At 71.5% G+C, this 24,023-nt stretch carries 18 protein-coding genes and 1 pseudogene; 13 read left to right on the forward strand and 6 right to left on the reverse strand.

What is annotated here, in order from left to right; translation table 11 throughout:
• Positions 1–236 precede the first annotated feature (236 nt).
• Positions 237–962 carry a helix-turn-helix domain-containing protein gene (locus BMY97_RS02555; RefSeq protein ID WP_091611813.1) on the forward strand — a complete coding sequence of 242 codons (726 nt, stop codon included), beginning with the start codon at positions 237–239 and terminating at the stop codon, positions 960–962.
• Between the two features lie 4 nt (positions 963–966).
• Here BMY97_RS02555 and BMY97_RS02560 read toward each other — a convergent pair whose 3' ends face one another.
• Positions 967–1,722, reverse strand: a complete 756-nt coding sequence (locus BMY97_RS02560; protein ID WP_091611816.1) for a class I SAM-dependent methyltransferase — start codon at positions 1,720–1,722, stop codon at positions 967–969.
• 54 nt (positions 1,723–1,776) lie between these two features.
• On the opposite strand from BMY97_RS02560, the gene BMY97_RS02565 reads away from it, so the two are divergent.
• The gene (locus BMY97_RS02565; RefSeq protein ID WP_091612864.1) at positions 1,777–3,345 is read left to right on the forward strand and encodes a PucR family transcriptional regulator; all 1,569 of its coding nucleotides are present in this window, start codon (positions 1,777–1,779) and stop codon (positions 3,343–3,345) included.
• 22 nt (positions 3,346–3,367) lie between these two features.
• Here BMY97_RS02565 and BMY97_RS02570 read toward each other — a convergent pair whose 3' ends face one another.
• A complete protein-coding gene (locus tag BMY97_RS02570) occupies positions 3,368–3,808 on the reverse strand; it encodes a pyridoxamine 5'-phosphate oxidase family protein (RefSeq protein ID WP_091611819.1) in 441 nt (146 codons plus the stop codon).
• The gene (locus tag BMY97_RS02575; RefSeq protein ID WP_091611822.1) at positions 3,805–4,746 is read right to left on the reverse strand and encodes a zinc-binding dehydrogenase; all 942 of its coding nucleotides are present in this window, start codon (positions 4,744–4,746) and stop codon (positions 3,805–3,807) included. The genes BMY97_RS02570 and BMY97_RS02575 overlap by 4 nt, the downstream gene beginning before the upstream one ends.
• Positions 4,747–4,889: 143 nt before the next feature.
• On the opposite strand from BMY97_RS02575, the gene BMY97_RS02580 reads away from it, so the two are divergent.
• The 3 genes from BMY97_RS02580 to BMY97_RS02590 all read left to right on the forward strand — a co-directional run bounded on the left by BMY97_RS02580 (position 4,890) and on the right by BMY97_RS02590 (position 7,225).
• Positions 4,890–6,005: an FAD-dependent monooxygenase gene (locus BMY97_RS02580; RefSeq protein WP_091611824.1), complete on the forward strand. Its 1,116-nt coding sequence runs from the start codon at positions 4,890–4,892 to the stop codon at positions 6,003–6,005.
• A 39-nt stretch (positions 6,006–6,044) separates the two neighbouring features.
• The gene (locus BMY97_RS02585; protein ID WP_091611827.1) at positions 6,045–6,479 is read left to right on the forward strand and encodes a nuclear transport factor 2 family protein; all 435 of its coding nucleotides are present in this window, start codon (positions 6,045–6,047) and stop codon (positions 6,477–6,479) included.
• Positions 6,480–6,556: 77 nt separating this feature from the next.
• Positions 6,557–7,225 carry a TetR/AcrR family transcriptional regulator gene (locus BMY97_RS02590; protein ID WP_245787107.1) on the forward strand — a complete coding sequence of 223 codons (669 nt, stop codon included), beginning with the start codon at positions 6,557–6,559 and terminating at the stop codon, positions 7,223–7,225.
• Here the strand turns inward: BMY97_RS02590 and BMY97_RS02595 are convergent.
• Positions 7,188–8,246 (reverse strand): aldo/keto reductase, encoded by a 1,059-nt coding sequence (locus tag BMY97_RS02595; RefSeq protein ID WP_091611832.1) that lies wholly within the window; start codon positions 8,244–8,246, stop codon positions 7,188–7,190. The genes BMY97_RS02590 and BMY97_RS02595 overlap by 38 nt on opposite strands.
• Before the next feature lie 115 nt (positions 8,247–8,361).
• Between BMY97_RS02595 and BMY97_RS02600 the strand changes: the two genes are divergently transcribed.
• Positions 8,362–9,192, forward strand: a complete 831-nt coding sequence (locus BMY97_RS02600) for a helix-turn-helix transcriptional regulator (protein WP_425425215.1) — start codon at positions 8,362–8,364, stop codon at positions 9,190–9,192.
• A gap of 125 nt (positions 9,193–9,317) precedes the next feature.
• The gene (ald, locus tag BMY97_RS02605; RefSeq protein ID WP_091611838.1) at positions 9,318–10,433 is read left to right on the forward strand and encodes an alanine dehydrogenase; all 1,116 of its coding nucleotides are present in this window, start codon (positions 9,318–9,320) and stop codon (positions 10,431–10,433) included.
• 1 nt (position 10,434) lies between these two features.
• Here the strand turns inward: ald and BMY97_RS02610 are convergent, their stop codons facing one another.
• Positions 10,435–11,565, reverse strand: a complete 1,131-nt coding sequence (locus BMY97_RS02610; protein WP_091611841.1) for an acyltransferase family protein — start codon at positions 11,563–11,565, stop codon at positions 10,435–10,437.
• 518 nt (positions 11,566–12,083) lie between these two features.
• Here BMY97_RS02610 and BMY97_RS02615 point away from each other — a divergent pair.
• From BMY97_RS02615 to BMY97_RS49025, 4 genes and pseudogenes are all read left to right on the forward strand, one after another.
• Positions 12,084–13,112, forward strand: a complete 1,029-nt coding sequence (locus BMY97_RS02615; protein ID WP_091611843.1) for an ABC transporter ATP-binding protein — start codon at positions 12,084–12,086, stop codon at positions 13,110–13,112.
• Entirely contained in the window at positions 13,112–13,993 is an 882-nt protein-coding gene (locus BMY97_RS02620) for an ABC transporter permease (RefSeq protein ID WP_091611846.1), read from the forward strand. Before BMY97_RS02615 ends, BMY97_RS02620 begins: the two co-directional genes overlap by 1 nt.
• Before the next feature lie 59 nt (positions 13,994–14,052).
• Complete coding sequence (locus tag BMY97_RS02625; RefSeq protein ID WP_425425217.1) at positions 14,053–17,808, forward strand: ABC transporter ATP-binding protein; 3,756 nt, start codon at positions 14,053–14,055, stop codon at positions 17,806–17,808.
• A gap of 786 nt (positions 17,809–18,594) precedes the next feature.
• A pseudogene (locus BMY97_RS49025) lies at positions 18,595–18,828 on the forward strand (DUF4291 family protein); the annotation flags it as partial.
• 120 nt (positions 18,829–18,948) lie between these two features.
• Here BMY97_RS49025 and BMY97_RS02635 read toward each other — a convergent pair.
• Positions 18,949–19,221 (reverse strand): hypothetical protein, encoded by a 273-nt coding sequence (locus BMY97_RS02635; RefSeq protein WP_091611849.1) that lies wholly within the window; start codon positions 19,219–19,221, stop codon positions 18,949–18,951.
• 318 nt (positions 19,222–19,539) lie between these two features.
• On the opposite strand from BMY97_RS02635, the gene BMY97_RS02640 reads away from it, so the two are divergent.
• Entirely contained in the window at positions 19,540–23,265 is a 3,726-nt protein-coding gene (locus BMY97_RS02640) for a multifunctional oxoglutarate decarboxylase/oxoglutarate dehydrogenase thiamine pyrophosphate-binding subunit/dihydrolipoyllysine-residue succinyltransferase subunit (protein WP_091611851.1), read from the forward strand.
• Positions 23,266–23,417: 152 nt separating this feature from the next.
• The gene (locus BMY97_RS02645) at positions 23,418–23,945 is read left to right on the forward strand and encodes a GNAT family N-acetyltransferase (protein ID WP_091611854.1); all 528 of its coding nucleotides are present in this window, start codon (positions 23,418–23,420) and stop codon (positions 23,943–23,945) included.
• Positions 23,946–24,023: the final 78 nt, after the last annotated feature.

Here is a 24,023-nt window from a genome sequence, read left to right on the forward strand (position 1 = left end):
TGGGATCGGCTCCGCGGTCGAAGCTAGTTCCCCCGAACGGAGCACCCAAGGGCTCCCACGGGGTGGGAGTACCCGTCCCACCGTACGCCAGCGCCGGTCACTCCATTGTGGACTGACCGGGGCCGGCTCCTCCGAACTGTGATCTGGGTCACCACAGTCCGGGTATCCGGTTGACCCGGACGTAACGGCACAGTTTGTACTGGAGGCGGGAAACCGATTTCCGAAAGGGGACGGCCGTGGCCTGGAGCACCCGCCGGCTCGCCGAGCTGGCCGGCACGAGCCTGCGGACGGTGCGGCACTACCACGAGGTCGGGCTGCTGGCCGAGCCCGAACGGCGGGCCAACGGCTACAAGCGTTACGGCGTCGCGCACCTGGTGCGCCTGCTGCGGATCAAGCGGCTGACCGACCTCGGGTTCTCGCTGGCGCAGATCGCCGGGATGGGGACCGCGGACGAGCATCCCGGGGAGGCGTTCCGGACGCTGGACGCCGACCTCGCCGCGACCATCGAACGGCTGAAGCGGGTACGCGCCGAGCTCGCCCTGATCCTGCGGGAGGCCGCACCGACCGACCTGCCGCCCGACCTCGCGCCGGCGGCGTCGGACCCGAGGCTGTCCGACGCCGACCGCTCGTTCCTGGTCGTGATGGGCCGGGTGCTCAGCCCCTCGGCGATCACCGCGTACCGGGAAATGCTGGAGCGCTCCGAGGCGGATCCCACGCTGGTCGAGTTCGACCGGCTGCCGGCCGACGCCGACGAGCGGGCCCGGATCGACCTGGCGCGGCGGATGGCCCCGTACGTCCGCGAGCTGTACACCAGGAACCCGGAGGTGCAGCAGATGAAGGGCGACGCGCGCACCGCCGCCCGAGCGGTCCATGACGCGCTCGTGGACCTCTACAACCCGGCCCAGGTCGAAGTCCTCGCCCGGGTCGGAAACCTGATCGAACCGCCCGTCGGACCCGGCTGACCCCTCAGCGGCGCACGGCCGTCGCCAGTTCGGTCAGATAACGCTTGGTGATCCGGCCGCCGTGCTCCTCGTCGATCAGGCGGGAGATGGCGGCGAGCAGGCCCTCGCGGCGCTCCGGCGGCAGGGCGCGGTGGCCGGAGTAGGTCAGCAGCAGGTCGAGGTACTCCGCGGTCGAGTAGTCCAGCTCCCATTCCCAGCGGCGGAAGCGCGGCGGGCCGAAGCGATCGGACTCGTCGAAGGTGGTGGGCACGTCCGCAGCCGCGGACAGGCGCAGGCCGGGCGGGGTGGCCGGGTCGAAGCGCTCGTAGCAGCGCTGGACGTCGGCGAAGAAACGCTCGCTGCCGCCCGCCACGTGGTGGGTCGTGATCAGGGCGAGCGTGCCGCCGACACGCAGGGCTTCGGCGGCCTTCACCATGCGGGTCGCCGGGTCGAGCCAGTGGAAGGCCGTCGCGGCGAGCACGACGTCGAACGGCCCGGGTGGCAGCGGCCAGTCCTCGAAAGCGCCGATTTCGACTGTCGCGGAAGGGAAATCCGCCAGCTTCCCGGACGCGACGGCGGCCAGGTCCGCGCTCAGCTCCACCGCGGTGACCGCGCACCCGCGCCCGGCCAGCGGGACCGTCGCCTGACCCGTCCCGCAGCCGATCTCCAGCACTCGCGTGCCCGCGGCGAAGTCCTCGAACACCGCCGCCGGATAACCGGGACGCGCCCGGTCGTACCGCTCGGCGTCCTCGCCGAAGGTCGCCCGCAGCCGTTCGCGCATGGCCTGAAGGCTACCGTTTCGCGCGCCGGTGACGGCTCGGCGAAGATGTACCTCGTGGTCTCCGTACGCAGCGTTGTCGACCGAGTGGGGCCGACGCTGCTGCACGCGTTACAGCTGCCCGAGGACGGTCCGGCGGTCGGCGATGTGGTGATCGCCGAGCCGGGCACGCCCGCCGGAGTCGCGGCGGGCGACCTCGTGCTGGGCGTGGCGACGGCGGAGGCGGCCGACGCGGCGGAGCTGGTGCGGCTGAGCGCGAGCCAGGGCGCGGCGGCGGTGCTGCTGAAGCCGCCGCTGGCGACGAAGCCCACGGTGAAACGGGCGGCCAAGACCGCGGGGATCGCGCTGGTCCAGGTACACGCGGCGACGTCGTGGGCCCAGCTCGTCTGGCTGCTGCGCACGGTGCTCGACGCGCTCGGCGACGAGTCGGAATCGCCGGAGGAGGGCGGCGATCCCGGGTCCGGCGACCTGTTCCGGCTGGCCGACGCCGTGGCGTCCGTGGTGGACGCCCCGGTGACCATCGAGGACACCAACTCGCGCGTGCTCGCCTACTCCGCGCGCCAGGACCTCACCGACCCCGCGCGCGTCGCCACGATCATGGGTCGCCGGATCCCCGACGACGTGCTCGCGCGGTTCCGTTCCCGCGGCGTCTTCCGTGAGCTTTCCCGTGGGCGCCAGACGATTTTCGTGCCGGCCCAGCGCGACGGCACGCTGCCGCGGCTGATCGTGCCCATCCGGATGGGCGGTGAGCTGCTGGGTTCGATGTGGGCGGTGGTCGCCGGGCCGGTCTCGGAGGAGCGCGCGGCCGCCTTCGCCGACGCCGCGCCCGTTGTCGCCCTTCACCTGCTTCGGCGGCGCGCGCACACGGACACGCAGCGACGCGCTTCGGCCGAGCTGCTGCGCGCCGTCCTCGAAGGACGAGCCGGGCCCCGACGCGCGATCGGCGAGCTGGACCTCTCCGACGAACCGCACCGCGTCGTCGTCATCGAGGTGACCGGCGGCGACGGGCGCGACGCCGAAGGCCTGCGACTGGCGCTGCTGGAACGGATTTCGCAGGGCGTCGGCCGCCGTCCGGTGGCGACGGAGCTGGGCGGGCTGCTGTACGCGGTCGTCCCGGACGTCCCCGGCCCCGGCGGCTGGGCCGAGCTGCGCGACGCGATCGCGAGCCAGACCGCGTCACGGCGCGGCGGCGTCCCCCGGGCGGCCGCGGGAGCACCGGGCGACGTCACCGCGCTGCCGACGTCACGGGCCCAGGCCGACGAAGCACTCGGCCTGCTGCGCGCGGGAATCGTGGACGGCCGCGTCGTCGCGTACGACCAGCAATGGACGGCGCTGGTCCTGCACCGCGGCGCGACCGGCGCGGCCGCGGCGAAAGTCGCGGAGCTGGGCCCGCTCGGCCGGCTGCGCGCCCACGACGAGACCAACAGCGCCGGCTACGTCGACACCCTGTACGCCTGGCTCCGCCACCCCGGCGACCCCCGCGCGGCGGCCCAGGAGCTGCGGATCCACCCGAACACCTTGCGCTACCGGATGAAACGCCTGCTGGCACTGGTCCCCCTCGACCTGGACGACCCCGACGTCCGGCTGGCACTGACCACCCAGCTGGTCGCGTTGCGATGGAGCTGATTTCCGTTCCACCGCAACGCTTTCAGACCCGGTAACTGAGGTCGTGGCCCCGCAGCGACGCCGGCGCCAGCCGTACCCAGACGGTGCGGTCGTCCTCGTGCAGGTAGCCGCGGAAGCGCGGGTCCCAGCGCCGCTCGTCCGGGCCGAGGTACCGCGCCAGCTTGCGGCGGCCGCGCGGGACGTCGAACGGCCGGATCTCCGCGTCGCCGCTCGCGCCGACCTGGCGGACGAGCCCGGTGGTCACGTCGCAGACGTCCACCGTCAGCGCGATGCGCGGGGTGGCGAGGATCCGGCCGGGCAGCCGCGACCACGCGCCGCTGAGGATCCAGAACGCGTTGTCCTCCCACAGGTACCAGGTGGGGCGCACCGTCGGCCCGGCCGTCGCGACCCTCGCGGTGAGGGGCTGGGCCAGGAACTCGTCGACATCAAAAGGGCTGTCGACGGGACTGTCGAAACCCGTCATGCGACGAGCAGGGTCTTGCCGAACGTCGCGCGGGCCTCGATCGCCGCGTGGGCCTCGGCGGCGTCGGCGAGCGGGAAGCGCTGGCCGATCACCGGGGCGAGGCGGCCGGCGGCGGCCGCGGCGAGGGCGGACTCCGTGAAGCCGCGCAGGGCGGCCGCGTCGCCGATCGAACCGACCAGCGTGACGCCGCGGGCGCGAGCGTCCTCTTCGGACACTTCCGCCCAGGTGCCGCTCGCCAGGCCGTACCTCGCCATGCGGCCGCCCGGGCGTAGCAGGGAGAACGCCGTGGTGCCGATCTCGCCGCCGACGCCGTCGAAGACCACATCGACCTCGCCGGCCTTCTCCGGCCAGCCGGGTTCGGTGTAGTCGACCGCGAGGTCCGCGCCCAGCTCGCGGGCGCGCGCGACCTTCTCCGCCCCGCCGGCCGCGGCGACCACCTCGGCACCCGCGGCCTTCGCCAGCTGCACCAGCAGGCTGCCGACCCCGCCGGCCGCCGCCTCGACCAGCACCCGCTCACCCGGCGCGACCGACGCCGCGTGCACCAGACCGGTCGCCGTCCGGCCGTCGGCGAGCAGCGCCACCGCGACGTCCAGGCTGAGCGCGTCCGGCACCGGGAACACCAGCGACGCGTCCACGGCCACCCGCTGCGCGTAACCGCCCGCCCCGCCGGTCGACGTCACCACGCGCTTGCCGACCAGGCCGAGCCCGACGCCTTCGCCCACGCGGCTGATCACGCCGCCGACGCCGTTGCCGGGGATCATCGGCAGCTCCGGGGTGAACGGGCCGGAGCCCGACGCCCGGAACTGGGTCTCCACGAACGTCACGTTCGAGAAGGCCACCTCCACCAGCACCTGCCCCGGCCCCGCGACCGGGTCCGGCGCCTCCCCCGCGACCAGCACCCCGGGACCGCCGAACTCGCCTAGCCAGACCGCACGCATGAACGCCCTTCCTCACCGACATCCGCCGTGCCCCAGCCAACAACCTCGACCGCGCTCGAGGTCAAGGATTTTGTGCGCGGTGCTAAAGCAACATATTGTTGCTATAGTCGAAGTGACGAGACAGGGACTCAAGGGGAGACATCATGAAGATCCTGATCAGCGGGGCCGGGACGGCCGGCCTGTGCGCGGGCATCAACCTCGCGCGGGCCGGGCACACGGTGGAGATCGTGGAGCGGGCGAACCACCTGCGCGTCAACGGCTCGCCCATCGACGTGCGCGGCGAAGCGCTCGAGACCGCGCGCAGCATGGGCATCCTGGACGCGGTGCGCGAACACCGGATCACGATGACCGAGCAGACGATGTTCGTCGACCGGTCCGGAGCGGCCGTCGCCCCGTTGGCGGGGCAGGAGATCAGCGAGTCCGCCGAGGACATCGAGCTGCCTCGCGAGGACCTCGTGAACATCCTGCGCCACGCCCTGCCCGAGCAGGCCGGCCTGCGCTTCGAGGAGTCCATCGCGACGCTGGCCGACGACGGGGACCGGGTCGCGGTCACCTTCGCCTCGGGCCGTAACGCCGCCTACGACCTCGTCGTCGGCGCCGACGGAGTGCACTCGGCGGTGCGCCGGATGGTCTTCGGCCCGGAGCAGGAGTTCACGGAGCACCTCGGCGTGTACGTCGCGATCGGAGACGCACCCGGTCAGACGGCTCCCGGCGCCACCCGCGTGACCGAAGTCCTCAACCTGCCGGGGCGCTTCGCCGGCGTGGCCCGCTACCGAGACCGGGCGCTGGGCATCTTCGAGTTCCGGTCCGACCCGATCGACTACGACTACCACGACCTGGGCGCGCAGAAGCGCATCCTGGCCGAAGCCTTCGCCGGGATCGAGGACTGGAAGGTCCCCGAGCTGCTCAAGACCGCCCAGGACGACCCCGGCCTCTACTTCGACGCGATCGCCCAGATCCTCATGCCGAGCTGGCATCGGGGACGGGTCGTGCTGATCGGGGACGCCGCGCACTGCGCGACCCCGATGGCCGGGCGCGGCGTCTCGCTGGCCCTGCTCGGAGCGTGGACGCTCACCGAGGAGCTCGGTCGCCACGGCGACGACCTCGCGGCGGCCTTCAGCGCCTACGAACAGCGCCAGCGCCCGCGCGCGGCGGCCGCCCAGGAGTTCGCGCGCAGCGGCGCCGACCTCATGGTTCCCGCCACCTGGGAGGCCATCGAGGCGCGCAACGCCCGGCTGCGCGCGGCCCGGCCGGTGTAGGAAAAACGTCTGGTTCCCTTTCCTGCCAAGGAGTTGATCATGCAACGTACGCCCAGCGAAATGATCGAAGAGGTCCGCCGGATGATCGCCGGCGACGGGCCCGAGTTCTCCAGCCTGTTCGCCCCCGACGGGGTGCTCCGGTACCCCTTCGCCCCGCCCGGCACCCCCGCCGAACTGCGCGGGCGCGACGCGATCCGGGAGTTCTACGCGGCCGGCGAGCCGAGCAAGGGGCTGCTCGACCTGGCCGAGGTGGCGGTGGTGGTGCACCGGACCGACGACCCGGAGGTGGTGCTGGCCGAGTTCAGCCACCACGGCTGGTCACACGCGACCCGAGCGCCGTACCGGTTCCGGGCGCTGGCCGTGGTCCGGGTGCGGGACGGCCGGATCGTGAGCTACGAGGACTACATCGACGCGATCGCGATGGCGCGGATGCTGGGCCGGACCCCGGAGCTGGCCGACGCGCTGACCAGGTAACCCCGCTCGAGATGACAACCGGGAAGGAGCCCGCCACCGGGGAAGCCATCGAGGCGCGCGGCGGTAGGCTGCCCACCGTGACCGACGACGGACCAGCGCCAGAACCGGTCCGCCGCCCGGGCGGGCGCACCGCCCGGGTGCGGCGCCGGATTCTCGAGGCCGCCGCCCAGCTGATCGCCCGCGACGGGATCGGCGGCCTGCGCTACGACCAGGTCGCCGAGCTCGCCGGGGTCAACAAGACCAGCGTCTACCGCAACTGGCCCGACCGCACCGCCCTGGTCGCCGACGCGCTCGCGGCCTTCGGCGCCGACGCCGCGCCCCTGCACGACTCGGGCGACATCGACGCCGACCTCGTCGACTTCCTCGAAGCCCTCGCCGCCGCCACCGCGAGCCCGGAGGGCCGGGCGCTGCTCAACGCGGTGGCCGCGGCCCGGGAAAACCCCGAGCTGCGGGCCGTCGTCGACGAGGTGTCCGACCAGCGGCAGGCGACCCTGCGAGACCGCCTGCAGACCGCCGTCGAGCGCGGCGAGCTGCCCGCGGTCGACCTCTCCTTCCTCGGCGCGATGCTCGCCGGGCCCGTCCAGCTGTTCGTCAGCCGCGGTTCCCGCCCGTTCACCCGAGCCGACGCGCAGCAGGTGAGCGCGATCGTGCTCGCCGGCGTGCGAGCCACCGCCGCCGCAGCAGCCCAGCCCGCCCGGGAAACGGGCGTCAGCGGCGGGATTCGACCTTCAGCTCGCCGCTGTTGAACGCGCGGCCCCGGCCGCTGGCGAGCAGGGCGTGCGGATTGCCGAGGTCGATCGCGCTGGCCTCGTCGAGGCGGGCCAGCTGGGCGGCGGTGAAGTCGACCTCCAGCGAGCCCAGGTTGTCCTCGAGCTGCGCCGGGGTGCGCGCGCCGATGATCGGCGCCGTCACGTCCGGGTTCTGCCGGGCCCAGGCCAGCCCGACCTGGCCGGGGCTGCGGCCCATCTCCGTGGCGACCTCCTTCAGCACGTCGGCGATCGCCAGATTGCGCTCGGTGACGTCGCCGTTGGCGATGTTGAAGTCCTTGCGGGTGCCGTCGGCGATCTTCCCCGCGGTGAGGTCGGCGCGGCTGTACTTGCCCGCGAGCACCCCGCCGGCCAGCGGCGAATACGGGATCACGCCCAGCCCCATCTCCCGGGCCATGGGGATCAGGTCACGCTCCCCGGTGCGCTCGATCAGGCTGTACTCGAACTGCAGCGCGACCAACGGCGACCAGCCGCGCAGGTCGGCGATCGCCTGCATGCGCGAGACCTGCCACGCCGGGGTGTTGCAGATCGCCACGTACAGGACCTTGCCCTGGCGGACCAGGTCGTCCATCCCGCGCAGGACCTCTTCGACCGACGTCGTGAAGTCCCACACGTGCAGGTACAGCAGGTCGATGTAGTCCGTGTCCAGCCGGCGCAGGCTGGTTTCCACCGACGCGAACATGGTCTTGCGGTGGCTGCCCCCGGAATTGGGGTCGCCGGGCCGGCTCAGGGTCGAATATTTCGTCGCCAGGACCAGGCTTTCGCGGTTGTCGTGGGCGAATTCGCCCAGCAGCCGCTCGGAGCTGCCATTGGTGTAAGTGCTGGCGGTGTCGATGAAATTGCCGCCGCGCCCGACGTAGGTGTCGAACAGCTTGCGTGCGTCGTCCTGCTCGGCGCCCCAGCCCCATTCGGTGCCGAAGGTCGCCGCGCCCAGCGCCAGCGGGGAGACCCGCAGCCCGGAGCGGCCCAGCAGCCGGTAGCTGTCGAGGGTGGTCGACATGGGTTTCCTCCTGTGCTCGAAACGTTGTCCGAGCCAGTCTGCGATCGCCGCGAGCCGGGGATAAGGGAGAGGAATTCCTGGGAATACCAGTCCTACTCTCGCGGTAGGAATGGTCATGACGAGTACCGCGGACCCGACCCAGGAGCTGGCCGTGTTCCTGCGGACCCGGCGCGAACGCCTGGACCCGGACGATTTCGGCCTGCCGGCCCGCCGCCGCTCCCGGCGGACCCCGGGCTTGCGCCGGGAAGAGGTCGCCGAACTGGCCGGGGTCAGCATCGACTACATCGTGCGACTCGAACAGGCCCGCGGGCTGCGGCCGTCCGCGAACGTGGTGGAGGCGCTGGCCACGGCCCTGCGCCTGGCCCCCGACGAACGCGCCTACCTGTTCGACCTCGCCCAGCAGCGCCCCCGCAACACCGACAAGCCCGCCACCACCGCGCCGGAGCCGCTGGCCCGGCTGGTCACCGACCTGTCGCCGCTGCCGGCCATGCTGATGAACCACCGTTACGACATCCTGGCCTGGAATCCCGAAATGGCGAGCCTGCTGGTGGACTTCGGCACACTGCCGCCGTCTCGCCGCAATCAGATGTGGCTGTGCCTGATGCACCCGGAAGTCCGGGAGTTCTACGCCGACCGCGAACTCGTCGTGCGGGAGGCGATCGCGCACCTGCGCGCCGCCTGGGCCGCGCATCCGGAAGATCGTGTGCTGGCCGGCTTCATCACCGAATTCACCACTCAGGACGAGCTGTTCGCGCGCCTGTGGGCCGAGCGGGACATCGTGCTCAACGGCCGCGGGCGCAAGGTGCTGCGGCGTCCCGAGGTCGGCACGCTGACCGTCGACTTCGAGGTGCTCATGCCCCTGCAGGACCAGGACCAGCGGCTGGTGATCTACCGCGCCGCCGACGAGGAGAGCCAGTCGGCCTTGGACCGGTTGTGCGCACGGTGAGTGTTCTTGTTCTCCCGGGACCATGAAAGGACGTCAAGACTGTCCCACGAGCACGATGACACCGCCGTCCGGGTGCATCACCGTGAGTGGCAGCACCTTCGAAACCCAGCCGCCAGGAGGCCGCCGTGCGTATCGCCGTTCCCCGTGAAATCAAGAGGCACGAATACCGGGTCGCGCTGACCCCGGCCGGGGTGCACGAGCTGGTCGGCCGGGGGCACGACGTTTTCGTCGAGACCGGCGCGGGTGTGGGCTCGTCGATCAGCGACGAGGAGTACGTCACGGCGGGCGCGAAGATCCTCGCCACCGCCGAGGACACCTGGGCCGAGGGCGAGCTGGTGCTGAAGGTCAAGGAGCCGATCGCCGAGGAGTACCCGCGGCTGCGCCGGGACCAGGTGCTGTTCACCTACCTGCACATCGCCGCCGACCGTGCGCTGACCGACGCGCTGCTGGCCGCCGGCACCACCGCGATCGCGTACGAGACGGTGCAGACCCCGAACGGCGCGCTGCCGCTGCTCGCCCCGATGTCCGAGGTCGCGGGCCGGCTGGCCCCGCAGGTCGGCGCGTTCTCCCTGATGAAGCCCAGCGGCGGCCGCGGCGTGCTGCCCGGCGGCATCCCGGGGGTGCACCCGGCGCGGGTCGTCGTGATCGGCGGCGGTGTGGCCGGTCTGAACGCCGCTCGCGTGGCGCTGGGCCTGGGCTCGGACGTCGAGATCCTGGACACGAACGTCGACCGCCTCCGCCAGATCGACAACGACTTCGGCGGCCGCATCCGCACGGTCACGTCGAACCGGCTGTCCGTCGAGGAGTCCGTGCTGGCGGCCGACCTCGTCATCGGCGCGGTGCTGGTGCCGGGCGCGAAGGCGCCGAAGCTGGTGTCGAACGATCTCGTGCGCCGGATGAAGCCGGGCAGCGTGCTCGTCGACATCGCCATCGACCAGGGCGGCTGCTTCGCCGACTCCCGCCCGACGACCCACGACGAGCCGACCTACCAGGTGCACGAGTCGGTGTTCTACTGCGTCGCGAACATGCCGGGCGCGGTCCCGCGGACCTCGACGTACGGACTGACCAACGTGACCCTGCCGTACGCCGTCCAGCTCGCCGACCACGGCTGGAAGTCGGCCCTGACCGCCGACGCGAGCCTCGCGAAGGGCCTCAACACCCACGCCGGCCAGCTGACGAACGAGCCGGTCGCCGTCGCGCACTCGCTGCCCCACACGTCGGTGGAGAGCGTTCTCGCCTGATTCAGTTCACCCGGGCGGGCCCCTGCTGTGTGACGGCAGGGGCCCGCTTGCGTTTCGCCACCAGCTTCCGGCCGAACGCGATCGCGGGCAGCTCGACCCACCGGCGCAGCAGACACGCGAAGAACAACGCGACCGCCGACGTCGCAACGGCTTTGGCGAGGCCCGAAGGCAACAGCAGACCGGTGACACCCGCGGCCGCGGTCTGGGTGAGGTACAGCGCGTACGACCGGTCCCCGATGAAGGTCAGCGGACGGCTCGACAGCAGCCGCCGGACCGGGCCCGCCGAGACCACCGCGACGAGCAGCAGCGCCGAACCGGCCGCGTAGATCGGGATGACGAACTGCCACTGGCCGCCCAGCACGTCGCGCAGCGGCTCGATCGACAGCTGCAGCACGCAGAACCCGAGCGCGACCAGTACCGCCGCGGCCGGGCTCGTCAGCGGCCGGAACACGGCGAACCCCCGCGGGTGGTGCAGCGCCAGCCCCAGCAGGCAGCCGACGACCAGTGAGCAGTAGTGCGCGGTGAGACTCGCCCAGTGCGCCGAGGGCGCCATCGGCAAGGTGAACAGGAGCACGCCGAGCACCGCGCCGACGCCGATCATCAAGCGCAGCACGGTCTTCGCGCTTTTCGCGAACGCCGTCAGCACGAGCAGCGCGGGCCAGACGAGGTAGAACTTCTCCTCCACGCCCAGCGACCACGACGTCGGGTACGGCGTGTTGTAGTCGACGATTTCGTTGAGGAACGTGAGGTAGTACGGCATCGCGTCGGCGAGCCTGCTGCTGTGGTAGACCCCGGCGAGCGCGACTCCCAGCGTCGTCAGGCCGAGCAGCAGGAAGTACACCGGCATGATCCGGAAGACGCGGCGGATGTAGAAGTCGGGCAAGGAGATCCGCCCTGTGCGGTCCTCTTCCCGCAACGACAGCGTCGTGATCAGGAAGCCCGACAACACGAAGAACAGCTGGACCGAAATCCACCCCTGCAACCGCTCCGTGGCCGGCGCCCCGTAGTGGAAGAACACGACCGCCAGCGCCGCCAGCGCCCGCACCCCCGCCAGCCCCGGAAACCACGACGACGCCCGGTACTCGTCATGACCAAGCGGCTGCCACCACCCGCGGCGCGAGTTCACGACCATGTCCCGCACCCTAAGACCCCCACCCTGAACCTCCCCTGCCCCCCCTTCAGCTCCCCCCGTCACCGATCCCCACAACGACACCACTCACCCATGCTGGTTCGGCACCGACCGCACCGCGGGGGTCCGGGGGCTCGGCCCCCGGGCGACACTCTCGCCCCTTCCCCCCGGGAAGCGCGCCAGCGCGAACAGGGAAGGGCCAGAAGGGGCGACCCGCTCAACCAGCCTGGGGGTCACTGGGAGCGGGTCGCCACGGACAAGCTTAGGTAATAACTTCGGAGTTCGCTCCCCGGGGTGCCGAACTGGTGCCCTTACTTCTCCACTTCTCGCACCCGCGTCCGGTGAGCCGGCCCACTCGGAATCGTTAAAGGCGTCGTCAGGGGCTTTCGCTCGGGCAGCCGGCCGGGCGGGCGGCGTGACGAACGTCGCGTCGGTCCGGCTCTCCCGTTCGGCCCGCATGGCGGTCACGGGTGCGGCAGGATGGCCGCGGTCGGTGTCAGGCGGATCAGGCAGGGGGCGCGATGCACGACGGCAGCGGCCGGATAGTGGTGCAGAACCTCGGCAAGCAGTTCGGCAGCGTGGTCGCGGTGCAGAACCTCAGTTTCGTGGTGGAGCCGGGGTCGGTGACGGGGTTTCTCGGGCCGAACGGCGCGGGCAAGACCACGACGTTGCGGATGCTGCTCGGCCTGGTGACCCCGACGACGGGCTCGGCCACGATCAACGGCCGCCCGCACGATCAGCTGGGCACGCCGGCGCGGGTGGTCGGGTCGGTGCTGGAGAACGAGGGTTTCCACCCGAGCCGCACGGCGCGTGACCATTTGCGGGTGTACGCCGCGGCCATCGGCGTGCCGGACCGGCGGGCGGACGAGGTGCTCGGGGTCGTGGGGCTGGCCCCGGTGGCGGAGCGCAAGGCGGGCGGCTTCTCGCTCGGCATGCGGCAGCGGCTGGCGCTGGCCACGGCGTTGCTCGGGGATCCGCAGGTGCTGGTGCTCGACGAGCCGACCAACGGCCTCGACCCCGAGGGAATCCTGTGGCTGCGCAACTTCCTGCGCGCGTACGCCCGTGAGCGGCGCACCGTGCTCGTGTCGAGCCATCTGCTGAACGAGGTCGAGCAGACCATCGACCAGGTGGTGATCATCAGCCAGGGCATGACGCGGTACTACGGTTCGCTCGACCAGCTGCGGGCGAGCCAGCATTCGCGGGTGCTCGTGCAGCCCGCGGATCCGGGCGCGCTGGTGAAGACGTTGCAGGAGAACGGGTTCACGCAGGTTTCGCCGACGCCGGACGGCCGGGTGGCGGTGGCGGGCGCGTCGGTGCAGCAGATCGGCGACCTGGCGGCGAAGAGCGGCATCGCCGTGTACGGCATGCAGGAGGAGACGGCCGATCTGGAGCGGCTGTTCTTCCAGCTCACCCAGCCCCAGTACGGCAGCCAGCCGCTGCCGCCGCAGCAACAGCAACCGCCGCCGGGCTGGGGCCCGCCGCCGCAACAACCCCAGCAACCACAACAACAACAGCAGTACCCGCCGCAGAACTGGAACGGTGGCCGGTGATGGGAAACCTGATCAAGGCGGAGTTCCGCAAGACGCTCTCGCTCAACACCTGGTGGGTGCTGCTGTTCCCGCTCGTGGTCCTGTCGTTCGGGCTGACTTACGTGTGGGGCAAGATCACCAACGACTTCGTCGGCTTCATCGGCTCGGACACCGCCCGCGACCTCGCGCGGCCGCTCGGGCTGAACCCGGACGCGTTCCCGGTCGGGCTGCTGGCGATCGCGCACGGGGTGAACATCGCGCAGCTCGTGCCCGCGTTGTTCGGGATCTTCGCGCTGGCGGGCGAGTACCGCAGCCGGACGATCACCACGACCTTCCTCACCGCCCCGAACCGGATCTCCGCGCTGACCGCGAAAATGCTCACCTACATCGTGTGGGGCGCGCTCTACGGCCTGGTCAGCTTCGGCGTCGCGGCGCTGGCGACGCTGGCGAGCGTCGATTCGGAACGGCTGCCGACCGGGCCGCAGTGGCTCGCCGCGCTGGGCGGCACGGTGCTCGCGTCGATTCTGGTGACGTTGTTCGGGATCGGCTTCGGCGCGGTGCTGCGCAACGTCACGCTCGCCGTGGTGCTGTTGCTCGTGTGGTTCCTGATCATCGAGAACGTGCTGGTGATCGCGACCTGGAACCTCACCTCGGTGCTCGGCGGGATCCTGCCCAACGGCACCGCGAACGGCATCGTCGGCGGGATCGCGGCCGACGCGTTCGGCATCAACACGCTGAACCTGCCGGGCGGCGTCGACCGCTGGTCACAGCTCGGCCTGCAACTCGCGGCGGGCGCGCCCGGAGTTTTTTCGTGGTGGGCCTCGGCGCTCATCTTCTTCGGCTGGACCATGGTGTTCTTCGCGTTCGGCTGGGTGGGGAACCAGCGCCGCGACATCACCTGAGCGGCGGCGGGCGGGGCCGGCGGGAATAAATTGTCGGTCCCCCTCCCTAGGTTTGTTACGTGACCACCACCCCGACGCGTCCGCGTCAAGCCCGTCCGACTGCTGAGACCGCGCCCCGCCCCGAAGGCTGGGTGCGGCGGCTGTCCGCCGCCTGCTGGAAGCACCGCGGCGTGGTCGTGCTGGCCATGGCGGCGGCGATCCTCAGCGTCGGCGTCCAGGCGGCGAGCCCGTTGCTCGTGCGGTCGGCGGTGGACGACGCGGTGGCCGGCCAGACCGCGCAGATCGCCGGGATCGCGGTGGCACTGGTGGCGTTGCAGGTGGTCGCGTTCGGCTCGGCGTTCCTGCGCCGGTACGTCGGCGGCCGGCTGGCCCTCGACGTCCAGCACGACCTGCGCAACCGCGTGTTCAGAGCGCTGTCGCGGCTCGACGGCGGCAAGCAGGACGCGTTGCGCACCGGCCAGGTGGTCTCGCGCGCGATCTCCGATCTGCAGCTGGTCACGGGGCTGCTGATGCAGGTGCCTCTCTCGGCGGGGTCGGTGATCTTCGCGGTGCTCGCGCTCGGCGCGATGCTGTGGATGTCGCCGATGCTCACGCTGATCGCGCTGGTGGTCGCGCCCGCCGTCGGGATTGTGGTGGCACTGAGCCGAAAACGGCTCTTCCCGGCCACTTGGTCGGCGCAGCAGCGCGCGGCCGACGTGGCGCAGCGGGTGGAGGAGACCGTCACCGGCGTACGCGTGGTGAAGGGCTTCGGCCAGGAGGCGCGTGAGGTCTCGCGGCTCGAGCGCACGGCGCGCAAGCTGTTCGCCGAGCGGCTGCGCGCGGCCCGGCTGTCCGCGCTGCCCACGGCGACCACCTCGGCGCTGCCCGCGGCCGGGCAGGTCGCGGTGCTCGCGGTCGGCGGCATCCTCGCGCTGAAGGGCGAGATCAGCCTCGGCACGTTCCTCGCCTTCGCCACCTACCTCGCCGCGCTGATCGGGCCGGCGCGGATGCTGTCCGGGCTCGTCGTGCAGGCGCAGCTGACCCGCGCGGGCGCCGAGCGGGTGTACGAGCTGATCGACGCGCAGCCGGACGTCACGGAGCGCCCGGACCCGCGGCCGCTGCCCGAAGGCGCGCTCGGCATCGAGCTGGAAGACGTCCGCTTCGGCTACACCCGCAGCGAGCCGGTGCTCGACGGCCTGACGCTCGCCGCGCGGCCAGGCGAGACGCTGGCCTTGGTGGGCACGGCGGGGTCCGGCAAGTCCACGATTTCGCTGCTGCTGCCACGGTTCTACGACGCACACTCCGGCTCGGTCCGGCTGGGCGGCACCGATGTGCGCGAGGTGGCGCTGAAGGAGCTGCGGCAGTCGATCGGCGTGGTGTTCGAGGAAGCGTTCCTATTCTCCACGTCGGTGCGCGACAACATCGCGTACGGCCGCCCGGACGCGAGCGACGAGGAGGTCTTCGCCGCGGCGCGTGCCGCGGAAGCCGACGAATTCATCCGCGCGCTGCCGGAGGGCTACGACACCGAGGTCGGCGAGCGCGGCCTCACCCTGTCCGGCGGCCAGCGCCAGCGCCTCGGCCTGGCCCGGGCGCTGATGACCGACCCGCGGGTGCTGATCCTGGACGACGCGACGTCGGCGATCGACACCGTCACCGAGGCCGCCATCCACGACACGCTGCGGTCGGTCACAGCCACGCGCACCACGTTGCTGGTCGCGCACCGCCGTTCCACGCTTCAGCTGGCCGACCGGATCGCGGTGCTCGACCGGGGCCGGGTCGTCGACGTCGGCACGGAGGCGGAGCTGCAAGCGCGCTGCCCGCTGTTCCGTGAGCTGGTGTCCGGGCCGGAGGACAACGCCGAGCAGCCGTTGCGCCACAAGAACCTCGACCGCGACGAAACCGGCGTCACGCCCGCGCTGTGGCCGCGCGACGAGAGCCGGGACGAGGTCGACGCGCTGGCCGAAGCGGCGCAGCAGCGCGGCGGGCAGCCGGGCGGTGGCTCCGGCTTCGCCGGCGACGGCCCGGACGTGCCGCCGACACCGGAGCTGCTGGAGGGCGTCCGCAAGCTGCCGCCGGCCACGGACCGGCCGCGACTGTCCGAAGTGGACGTCACGGCGGCGGACCCCGGGTTCCGGCTCGGGCGGCTGCTGCGTCCGGTGCGCTGGCCGCTGGTCGGGGTGATCGCCCTGGTGGCGGCCGACGCGCTGGCGTCGCTGGCGCTGCCCGCGCTGTACCAGCGGGGCGTCGACCACGGCGTGCTGCCGGGCGTCGAGAGCGTGGTGTGGCTGATGTCGGCGATCGGCGTGCTGGTGGTCGCGGCCGACTGGATCGTGGTGCGCGGGCAGACGCGGCTCACCGCGCGCGTCGGCGAGACGGTGCTGTACTCGCTGCGCGTCCGCAGCTACGCCCACCTGCAGCGGCTCGGGCTCGACTACTACGAGCGCGAGCTGTCCGGGAAGATCATGACGCGGATGACCACGGACGTCGACGCGCTGTCCACCTTCCTGCAGACCGGGCTCGCCACTGCCGTGGTGAGCGCGCTGACGCTGGTGGGCATCACCGTCGCGCTGCTGGTCACCGATGTGTCGCTGGCGCTGTACGCGCTGGCGATGCTGCCGGTGCTGCTCGTCGCGACCATGGTGTTCCGGCGGGTCGCGTCGCGGGCGTACAGCGAAGCGCGTGAGAAGGTCAGCGTGGTCAATGCGGACCTGCAGGAGAACGTGAGCGGCCTGCGCGTCGCCCAGGCGTACACGCGCGAGGAGCGTTCGGCCGAGGCCTTCGCTTCACGCAGCGACGCTTACCGGCGCTCGCGCCTGCGGGCTCAGCGCTACATCGCCATCTACTTCCCGCTGGTCTCGCTGATGTCGGACCTGGCGACCACCACGGTGCTGGTCGCGGGCGCGCACCGGGTGGCGGCCGGGACGCTGGAAGCCGGTGTGCTGCTGGGATTCCTGCTGTACCTGCAACAGTTCTTCTCCCCGATCCAGCAGCTCTCGTCGGTCTTCGACGGCTACCAGCAGGCGCGGGTCGGCCTGAGCCGGATCGGCGACCTGCTGCGCACGCCGACGTCGGTGCCACCGGCGGGACGCCCGGTCGGGCTGCCGGACCGGCTGACCGGCGAGGTGAGCTTCAAGGACGTCGACTTCTCCTACGCCGGCGCCGAGCGGCCGGCGCTGGAGCACCTTTCGCTGGACGTCGCGGCGGGCGAGACCGTCGCGCTGGTCGGCGCGACCGGCGCGGGCAAGTCCACGGCGGTGAAGCTGGTGGCGCGCTACTACGACGTGACCGGCGGCGTGGTGCGGATCGACGGCACCGACATCCGCGAGTACGACCTGCCCGGCCTGCGCGCGCGGATGGGCGTGGTACCCCAGGAGGCGCACCTGTTCTCCGGCACGGTGGCCGACAACGTGCGCTACGGCCGCCCCGAAGCCTCCGACGCGGAGGTCGAGGCAGCGGTCCGCTCAGTCGGCGCCCTCGACGGCGTCGCCGCCCTGCCAGCCGGCTTCCTGCAACCAGTGGGCGAACGCGGCCGCTCCCTGTCGGCCGGCCAGCGCCAGCTGGTCGCACTGGCCCGCGCCGAACTGGTCGACCCGGACGTCCTGCTCCTGGACGAGGCCACCGCCGCCCTGGACCCCTCCACGGAAGCCGCGGTCCTACGCGCGACCGAACACCTGTCCCGCCGCCGGACCACCTTCGTCGTCGCCCACCGCCTGGCCACCGCGTCCAAGGCCGACCGCATCATCGTCCTCGACCACGGCCGCATCATCGAACAAGGCACCCACGACCAACTCCTGACCGCCGCCGGCCACTACGCCAAGCTCTGGTCCCTGGGCTGACCCCTGCCACTCCCGGCGGCACCTCGCTTGCCCCCCTCACCCTGCGATCCCCGCCGGGGCCCCTGCCAGGTAAGCCCCATTGCCGGACCCGGCCACCGCTCCGCCCTGCAGCCGCCCCGCACTCCGGCCGCCGCGCACTCCGGCCGCCCCCACTGCAGCCACCCCGCACCCCAGCCGACCCGCCCCGCAGCCGCCGCGCGCTGCGGTCACCCCACACTGCAGCCACCCCGCACTCCGGCCGCCCCCACTGCAGCCACCCCCCACCGCAGCCGACCCGCCCCGCAGTCGCCCCGCCCTGCAGCTGACCCACACCGCAGTCGCCCTGTACTCCGGTCGCCCCGCACTCCGGTCGCCGCAGCCGGTCACCGCCGTGGAGATCGCAGTGCGCGGCCGCTGTGTTGGCCACCACCGCCGAACCGGCCACCGCCGCTAAACGGGCCACTTTCACAAGCAGGCAACCACCGCCGAGCCAGTCACCTGGCACCTCATCTCCGGCAGCCGCAGCCAGCCACCGGAGCCGCCACCGCCACACCGGCCACCACCGCAAGCCCGGCCACCACCGCCCGGCAGGGCACTGCCGCAGGGCGATCGCCGCGGCGCTGCGGGGTGCCGCAGCGAGGGCGGCAAGGCAATCCCCCACGCCAGACCGGTTTACCGCGGCCAAGCAACCCACCGCCCGCCAGCCGGGGCGTCATCGCCCCGCCGAGTCACCACCGTCAGGATTGCCGTCGCCGTAAGCAAAAGCCCTCGCCACGGCTATCCGGCGCTGAGAGGATCACCGGCAGTGTGTGCTGGCGCTGGAACATCACCCGCGAGGGCTTCGAATGGGTGCTCGCCGACGTCCACCCGGATCGTGAAGCCTGGAAGACGGCGGTCCGGGCCAGCCGGGTCCGCATCCAGTGGGACCCGGGGCGCGACGTCCACCACCGGCCGCTGCCGCACCGCTCGGTCCAGATCGGGTTGAGCGGCGAGGCCGTCGGGCGGTACGTGGACGAGTGGATCACCGCCGTCGCGCCAGTGATGTGCGAGATCCGGGGTCACCGGCTGTCCGAGGCGCTGGCCCTCCTGCCGGACGAGCCGCGCTTTCCGCCGAACTGGCCGAGGCCGTCGGCGCGCGATAGCGGTACCCGGCACGCACAGTCAGGGCAGTTCCCGCCACGCCAGCGAGCCCCAGCCCGCCGACGAGACGTCCTCGGGTTCCGCCCAGCGGACCGTCCCCGGGCGCACGTGCGCCCCCGCGCCGATGGACCAGTCCGGCTCGCATGGTTCGACGTGTTCGAACTCCTCGATGTCCGCTGGGGTGTGCCAGACAGCGGCGCACGAATCGCACATCAGGACGACCTTGCCGCCCTCCACGACCAGCGGGCGGATGAGCCCCTGGTCCCAGAACGACGGACATTCCACCAGCCACATCGCGCTGCACCACCTCGTCCGGCCGCCGCGGCGCGCTCGGCCGCGTCTTAGCAGGTCAGTGCAGCCCTGCACGGTGAACGGCCGCGGGCAGCCCGGCAAATCAGGCATCAACGATGCCCGAAAAGACCGTGCCGCCCACCCCGCCGCCAGTACCAGAACGGCCCGTCCCACGCTGATCTTGATCGAGTCAGTGATCGATCCCTTAGTGCGCCACGCCTCACACAGGGCAGTTCCATCACACGGCCGTCACGGAGGGGGTTAGCCTGGTAGGCGCATTAGCACAGACAAGATCGAGACGGATAGAGGCGAGCCCAAGCCGTGTCCAGCAGCAGCCCTGCGTCACAGTTCGGCCCCAATGAGTGGCTGGTCGAGGAAATGTACGACCAGTTCCTCGCGGACCCATCCTCAGTCGATGCCGCGTGGCACGACTTCTTCGCGGATTTCAAGCCGACGCAGACGGCCCAGGCGAAGGCTGACACCGCCCGCCAGACCGCCGACACGCAGGCCCCGGGCACCGGGAACGGCCACGTCAGCGCGCCTTCGGCCAAGGCGGTCCAGAACGCGGCTTCGGCCGCGCAGCAGACCTCCACCGCGGCACCGGCGAAGCCCGCGCCCGCACCGGCGAAGAGCGCCGCGCCTGCGAAGCCGGCCGCCAAGCCCGTCGCGAAGGAAGCCGCTCCGGTGGCGAAGGACGCGAAGGAAGAGCCGGAGTCGAAGCAGTTGCGCGGCGCCGCGGCCGCGATCGCGAAGAACATGGACGCTTCCCTGTCCGTGCCCACCGCGACCAGCGTGCGCGCCGTGCCGGCGAAGCTGATGGCGGACAACCGCATCGTCATCAACAACCACCTCAAGCGCACGCGCGGCGGCAAGATCTCCTTCACGCACCTCATCGGCTACGCCATGGTGCGGGCGCTGAAGGACTTCCCGAACATGAACCGGCACTACCAGGTGATCGACGGCAAGCCGTTCTCGATCACGCCGGAGCACGTGAACTTCGGGCTCGCCATCGACATGAAGGGCAAGGACAACTCCCGCACGCTCGTCGTGGCCTCGGTGAAGGGCACCGAGAACATGACGTTCCTGCAGTTCTGGCAGGCGTACGAGGACATCGTCAAGAAGGCCCGCAACAACAAGCTGACCGCCGACGACTTCGCGGGCACCACCATCTCGCTGACCAACCCGGGCGGCATCGGCACCAACCACTCGGTGCCGCGGCTGCAGGCGGGCCAGGGCGCGATCATCGGCGTCGGCGCCATGCAGTACCCGGCGGCGTTCGAGGGCACCAGCGAGAAGACCCTGGTCGACCTCGGCATCAGCAAGATCATGACGCTGACCTCGACCTACGACCACCGCATCATCCAGGGCGCGGAGTCGGGCGAGTTCCTCAAGCGCATCCACCAGCTGCTGCTCGGCGAGGACGGCTTCTACGACGACGTCTTCACCTCGCTGCGCCTGCCGTACGAGCCGATCCGCTGGGTCGCCGACATCCCGGACGGCCCGGTCGACAAGACCGCGCGCGTGATCGAGCTGATCGACGCCTTCCGCATGCGCGGCCACCTGATGGCCGACACCGACCCGCTGAACTACCGCCAGCGCAGCCACGCCGACCTCGACGTGCTGAGCCACGGCCTCACGCTGTGGGACCTCGAGCGCGAGTTCCCGGTCGGCGGCTTCTCCGGCCAGGAGCGGATGAAGCTGCGTGACATCCTCGGCGTGCTGCGCAACTCCTACTGCCGCACCGTCGGCATCGAGTACACGCACATCCTCGACCCCGAGGAGCGGCGCTGGATCCAGGAGCGGGTCGAGGTCCCGCACGAGAAGCCGGACTCCGCCGTGCAGAAGTACGTGCTCTCGAAGCTGAACGCCGCCGAGGCGTTCGAGACCTTCCTGCAGACCAAGTACGTCGGCCAGAAGCGGTTCTCGCTCGAGGGCGGCGAGACGGCGATCCCGCTGCTCGACACCCTGCTGGACAAGGCCGCCGAGCACGAGCTGGACGAGGTCGTCATCGGCATGCCGCACCGCGGCCGGCTGAACGTGCTGGCGAACATCGTCGGCAAGCCGATCTCGCAGATCTTCCAGGAGTTCGAGGGCAATCTCGACCCGGGCCAGGCGCACGGCTCCGGCGACGTGAAGTACCACCTCGGCGCCGAGGGCAAGTACTTCCGCATGTTCGGCGACGGTGAGACGAAGGTGTCGCTGACCGCGAACCCGTCGCACCTGGAGACCGTGGACCCGGTGCTCGAGGGCATCGTCCGCGCGAAGCAGGACCTGCTCGACAAGGGCGGCGAGGGCTACACCGTGCTGCCCGTGCTGATGCACGGCGACGCGGCCTTCGCGGGCCAGGGCGTCGTCGCGGAGACGCTGAACCTGGCGCTGCTGCGCGGTTACCGCACCGGCGGCACCGTGCACGTGATCGTCAACAACCAGGTCGGCTTCACCACCGCGCCCGAGCACTCCCGCTCCTCGCAGTACGCCACCGACGTCGCGAAGATGATCGGCTCGCCGATCTTCCACGTGAACGGCGACGACCCCGAGGCCGCGCACTGGGTGGCCAAGCTGGCCGTGGAGTACCGCCAGGCGTTCCACAAGGACGTCGTGATCGACCTGATCTGCTACCGCCGCCGCGGCCACAACGAGGGCGACGACCCTTCGATGACGCAGCCGGCGATGTACGACATCATCGACACGAAGCGCTCGGTGCGGAAGACCTACACCGAGTCGCTGATCGGCCGCGGGGACATCTCCGTCGAAGAGGCCGAGGCCGCGCTGCGCGACTTCTCGAGCCAGCTGGAGCACGTCTTCAACGAGGTCCGCGAGCTGGAGAAGCGCCCGGCGAAGGCCAGCCCTTCGGTCGAGGGCGAGCAGCAGATCCCGGCCAAGGTGACCACCGCCGTCTCCACCGAGGTCGTGGAGAAGATCGGCGACGCGTTCCTCTACACCCCCGAGGGCTTCACCCCGCACCCGCGCGTCAAGCCGGTGATGGAGCGGCGCCACAAGATGTCGCGCGAGGGCGACGCCGACTGGGCGTTCGGCGAGCTGCTGGCGTTCGGCTCCCTGGCGCTGGAGGGCCGCCTGGTGCGGCTGTCCGGCCAGGACTCGCGACGCGGCACGTTCACCCAGCGGCACTCGGTGTACATCGACCGCAAGACCGGCCAGGAGTACTCGCCGCTGCAGCACCTGGCCGAGGGCCAGGGCCGCGTGATGATCTACGACTCGGCGCTGTCGGAGTACGCGGCCGTCGGCTTCGAGTACGGCTACTCGGTGGCGAACTCCGAGGCGCTGGTCATGTGGGAGGCACAGTTCGGCGACTTCGTCAACGGCGCGCAGACCGTGATCGACGAGTACATCTCCTCCGGCGAGGCCAAGTGGGGCCAGCGCTCGGACGTCGTGCTGCTGCTGCCGCACGGCGCCGAGGGCCAGGGCCCGGACCACACCTCCGGCCGCATCGAGCGGTTCCTCTCGCTGTGCGCGGAGGGCTCGATGACGGTGTCGGTGCCGTCCACCCCGGCGAACTACTTCCACCTGCTGCGCCGGCACGCGCTCGACGGCATCCAGCGCCCGCTGGTCGTCTTCACGCCGAAGTCCATGCTGCGCAACAAGGCCGCGACCTCGTCGGTGGCGGACTTCACCGGCTCCAGCCGCTTCATGTCGGTCATCGACGACACCACGCCGGACCCGGCCAAGGTCCGCAAGGTGCTGCTGACCTCGGGCAAGCTGTACTGGGAACTGGTCGCCGAGCGCACCAAGCGCGAGGCGGACGACGTCGCCATCGTCCGGATCGAGCAGTACTACCCGCTGCCCAAGAAGAAGCTGCTCGCGGCGCTGGAGCGCTACACCAACGCGACGCAGGTCGCCTGGGTCCAGGAGGAGCCGGAAAACCAGGGCGCGTGGCCGTTCTTCGGCCTGAACCTGCCGCGGAAGTTCCCGGAGGCGTTCTCGGGCCTGCAGGTCGTCTCGCGCCGCCCGATGGCCGCGCCGTCGGCCGGCTCGTCGAAGGTGCACGAGGTCGAGCAGAAGGCGCTGATCGCGAAGGCGTTCGAGTGATCGCTGCCTGAATCGGCAAACACGGAAGGCCACCGCGGGGAATCCCTGCGGTGGCCTTCCGTTTTCCCGCATCGCTCCACAAAGGAGGGTGACGTCCCCGGAAGCGGGAAAACGGTTTCCGCTCCCAGACGGCATCGGGGAGACTGCCGGTCATGTTCATCCGCCAGGCCATCGAGGCCGACGCCGCGGCGATCCACGCCGTGCACACCGCCGCTTTCCGCGACCAGAATCCCGCCGGCACCGCCGAGATCCCGGAAGCCCGCCTCGTCGGCGAACTGCGCGCCGACGGTGACCTGATCCCGGCCCTGTCCCTCGTCGCGGAGCGCGACGGCGAGGTGATCGGCCACGCCTGCTCCAGCGCGGCCCGGGTCGCCGAGGACACCGGGGCCGCCGTCGGCTTCGGCCCGCTGGGCGTGCTCCCGGAGTTGCAGCGCAGCGGCGCCGGCTCGGCCCTCGTGCACGCGACGCTCGGCGCGGCCAACGCACTGGGCTTCGCCGCCGTCGTCCTGCTCGGCGACCCGAAGTACTACTCCCGCTTCGGTTTCGTCCTGGCCTCGACGCTGGGCATCACCCCGCCGGTGCCGGACTGGGCCCCGCACTTCCAGGCCCGCGCCCTCACCGCGTACACCCCGTCGATCCACGGCCCGTTCCGCTACTCCCCGGCGTTCGAACGGCTCTGAACGCCCGGGCCGAACCAAGTTCGGTGAGGCGGACGGCGCCGGTTTTCCAGTCGAGGTCGGGCACGCGCCGGCCGAACC

Source organism: Amycolatopsis saalfeldensis (genome assembly GCF_900110575.1).
GTDB lineage: Bacteria > Actinomycetota > Actinomycetes > Mycobacteriales > Pseudonocardiaceae > Amycolatopsis > Amycolatopsis saalfeldensis.

Excerpts from the sequence above, each read along its gene's own strand:
- BMY97_RS02560 (WP_091611816.1), bottom strand. The coding sequence starts at position 1,722 with ATGCGCGAACGGCTGCGGGCGACCTTCGGCGAGGACGCCGAGCGGTAC.
- BMY97_RS02570 (WP_091611819.1), bottom strand. The coding sequence starts at position 3,808 with ATGACGGGTTTCGACAGTCCCGTCGACAGCCCTTTTGATGTCGACGAG.
- BMY97_RS02575 (WP_091611822.1), bottom strand. The coding sequence starts at position 4,746 with ATGCGTGCGGTCTGGCTAGGCGAGTTCGGCGGTCCCGGGGTGCTGGTC.
- BMY97_RS02580 (WP_091611824.1), top strand. The coding sequence starts at position 4,890 with ATGAAGATCCTGATCAGCGGGGCCGGGACGGCCGGCCTGTGCGCGGGC.
- BMY97_RS02585 (WP_091611827.1), top strand. The coding sequence starts at position 6,045 with ATGCAACGTACGCCCAGCGAAATGATCGAAGAGGTCCGCCGGATGATC.
- BMY97_RS02595 (WP_091611832.1), bottom strand. The coding sequence starts at position 8,246 with ATGTCGACCACCCTCGACAGCTACCGGCTGCTGGGCCGCTCCGGGCTG.
- BMY97_RS02600 (WP_425425215.1), top strand. The coding sequence starts at position 8,362 with ATGACGAGTACCGCGGACCCGACCCAGGAGCTGGCCGTGTTCCTGCGG.
- BMY97_RS02610 (WP_091611841.1), bottom strand. The coding sequence starts at position 11,565 with ATGGTCGTGAACTCGCGCCGCGGGTGGTGGCAGCCGCTTGGTCATGAC.
- BMY97_RS02615 (WP_091611843.1), top strand. The coding sequence starts at position 12,084 with ATGCACGACGGCAGCGGCCGGATAGTGGTGCAGAACCTCGGCAAGCAG.
- BMY97_RS02620 (WP_091611846.1), top strand. The coding sequence starts at position 13,112 with ATGGGAAACCTGATCAAGGCGGAGTTCCGCAAGACGCTCTCGCTCAAC.
- BMY97_RS02635 (WP_091611849.1), bottom strand. The coding sequence starts at position 19,221 with ATGTGGCTGGTGGAATGTCCGTCGTTCTGGGACCAGGGGCTCATCCGC.
- BMY97_RS02645 (WP_091611854.1), top strand. The coding sequence starts at position 23,418 with ATGTTCATCCGCCAGGCCATCGAGGCCGACGCCGCGGCGATCCACGCC.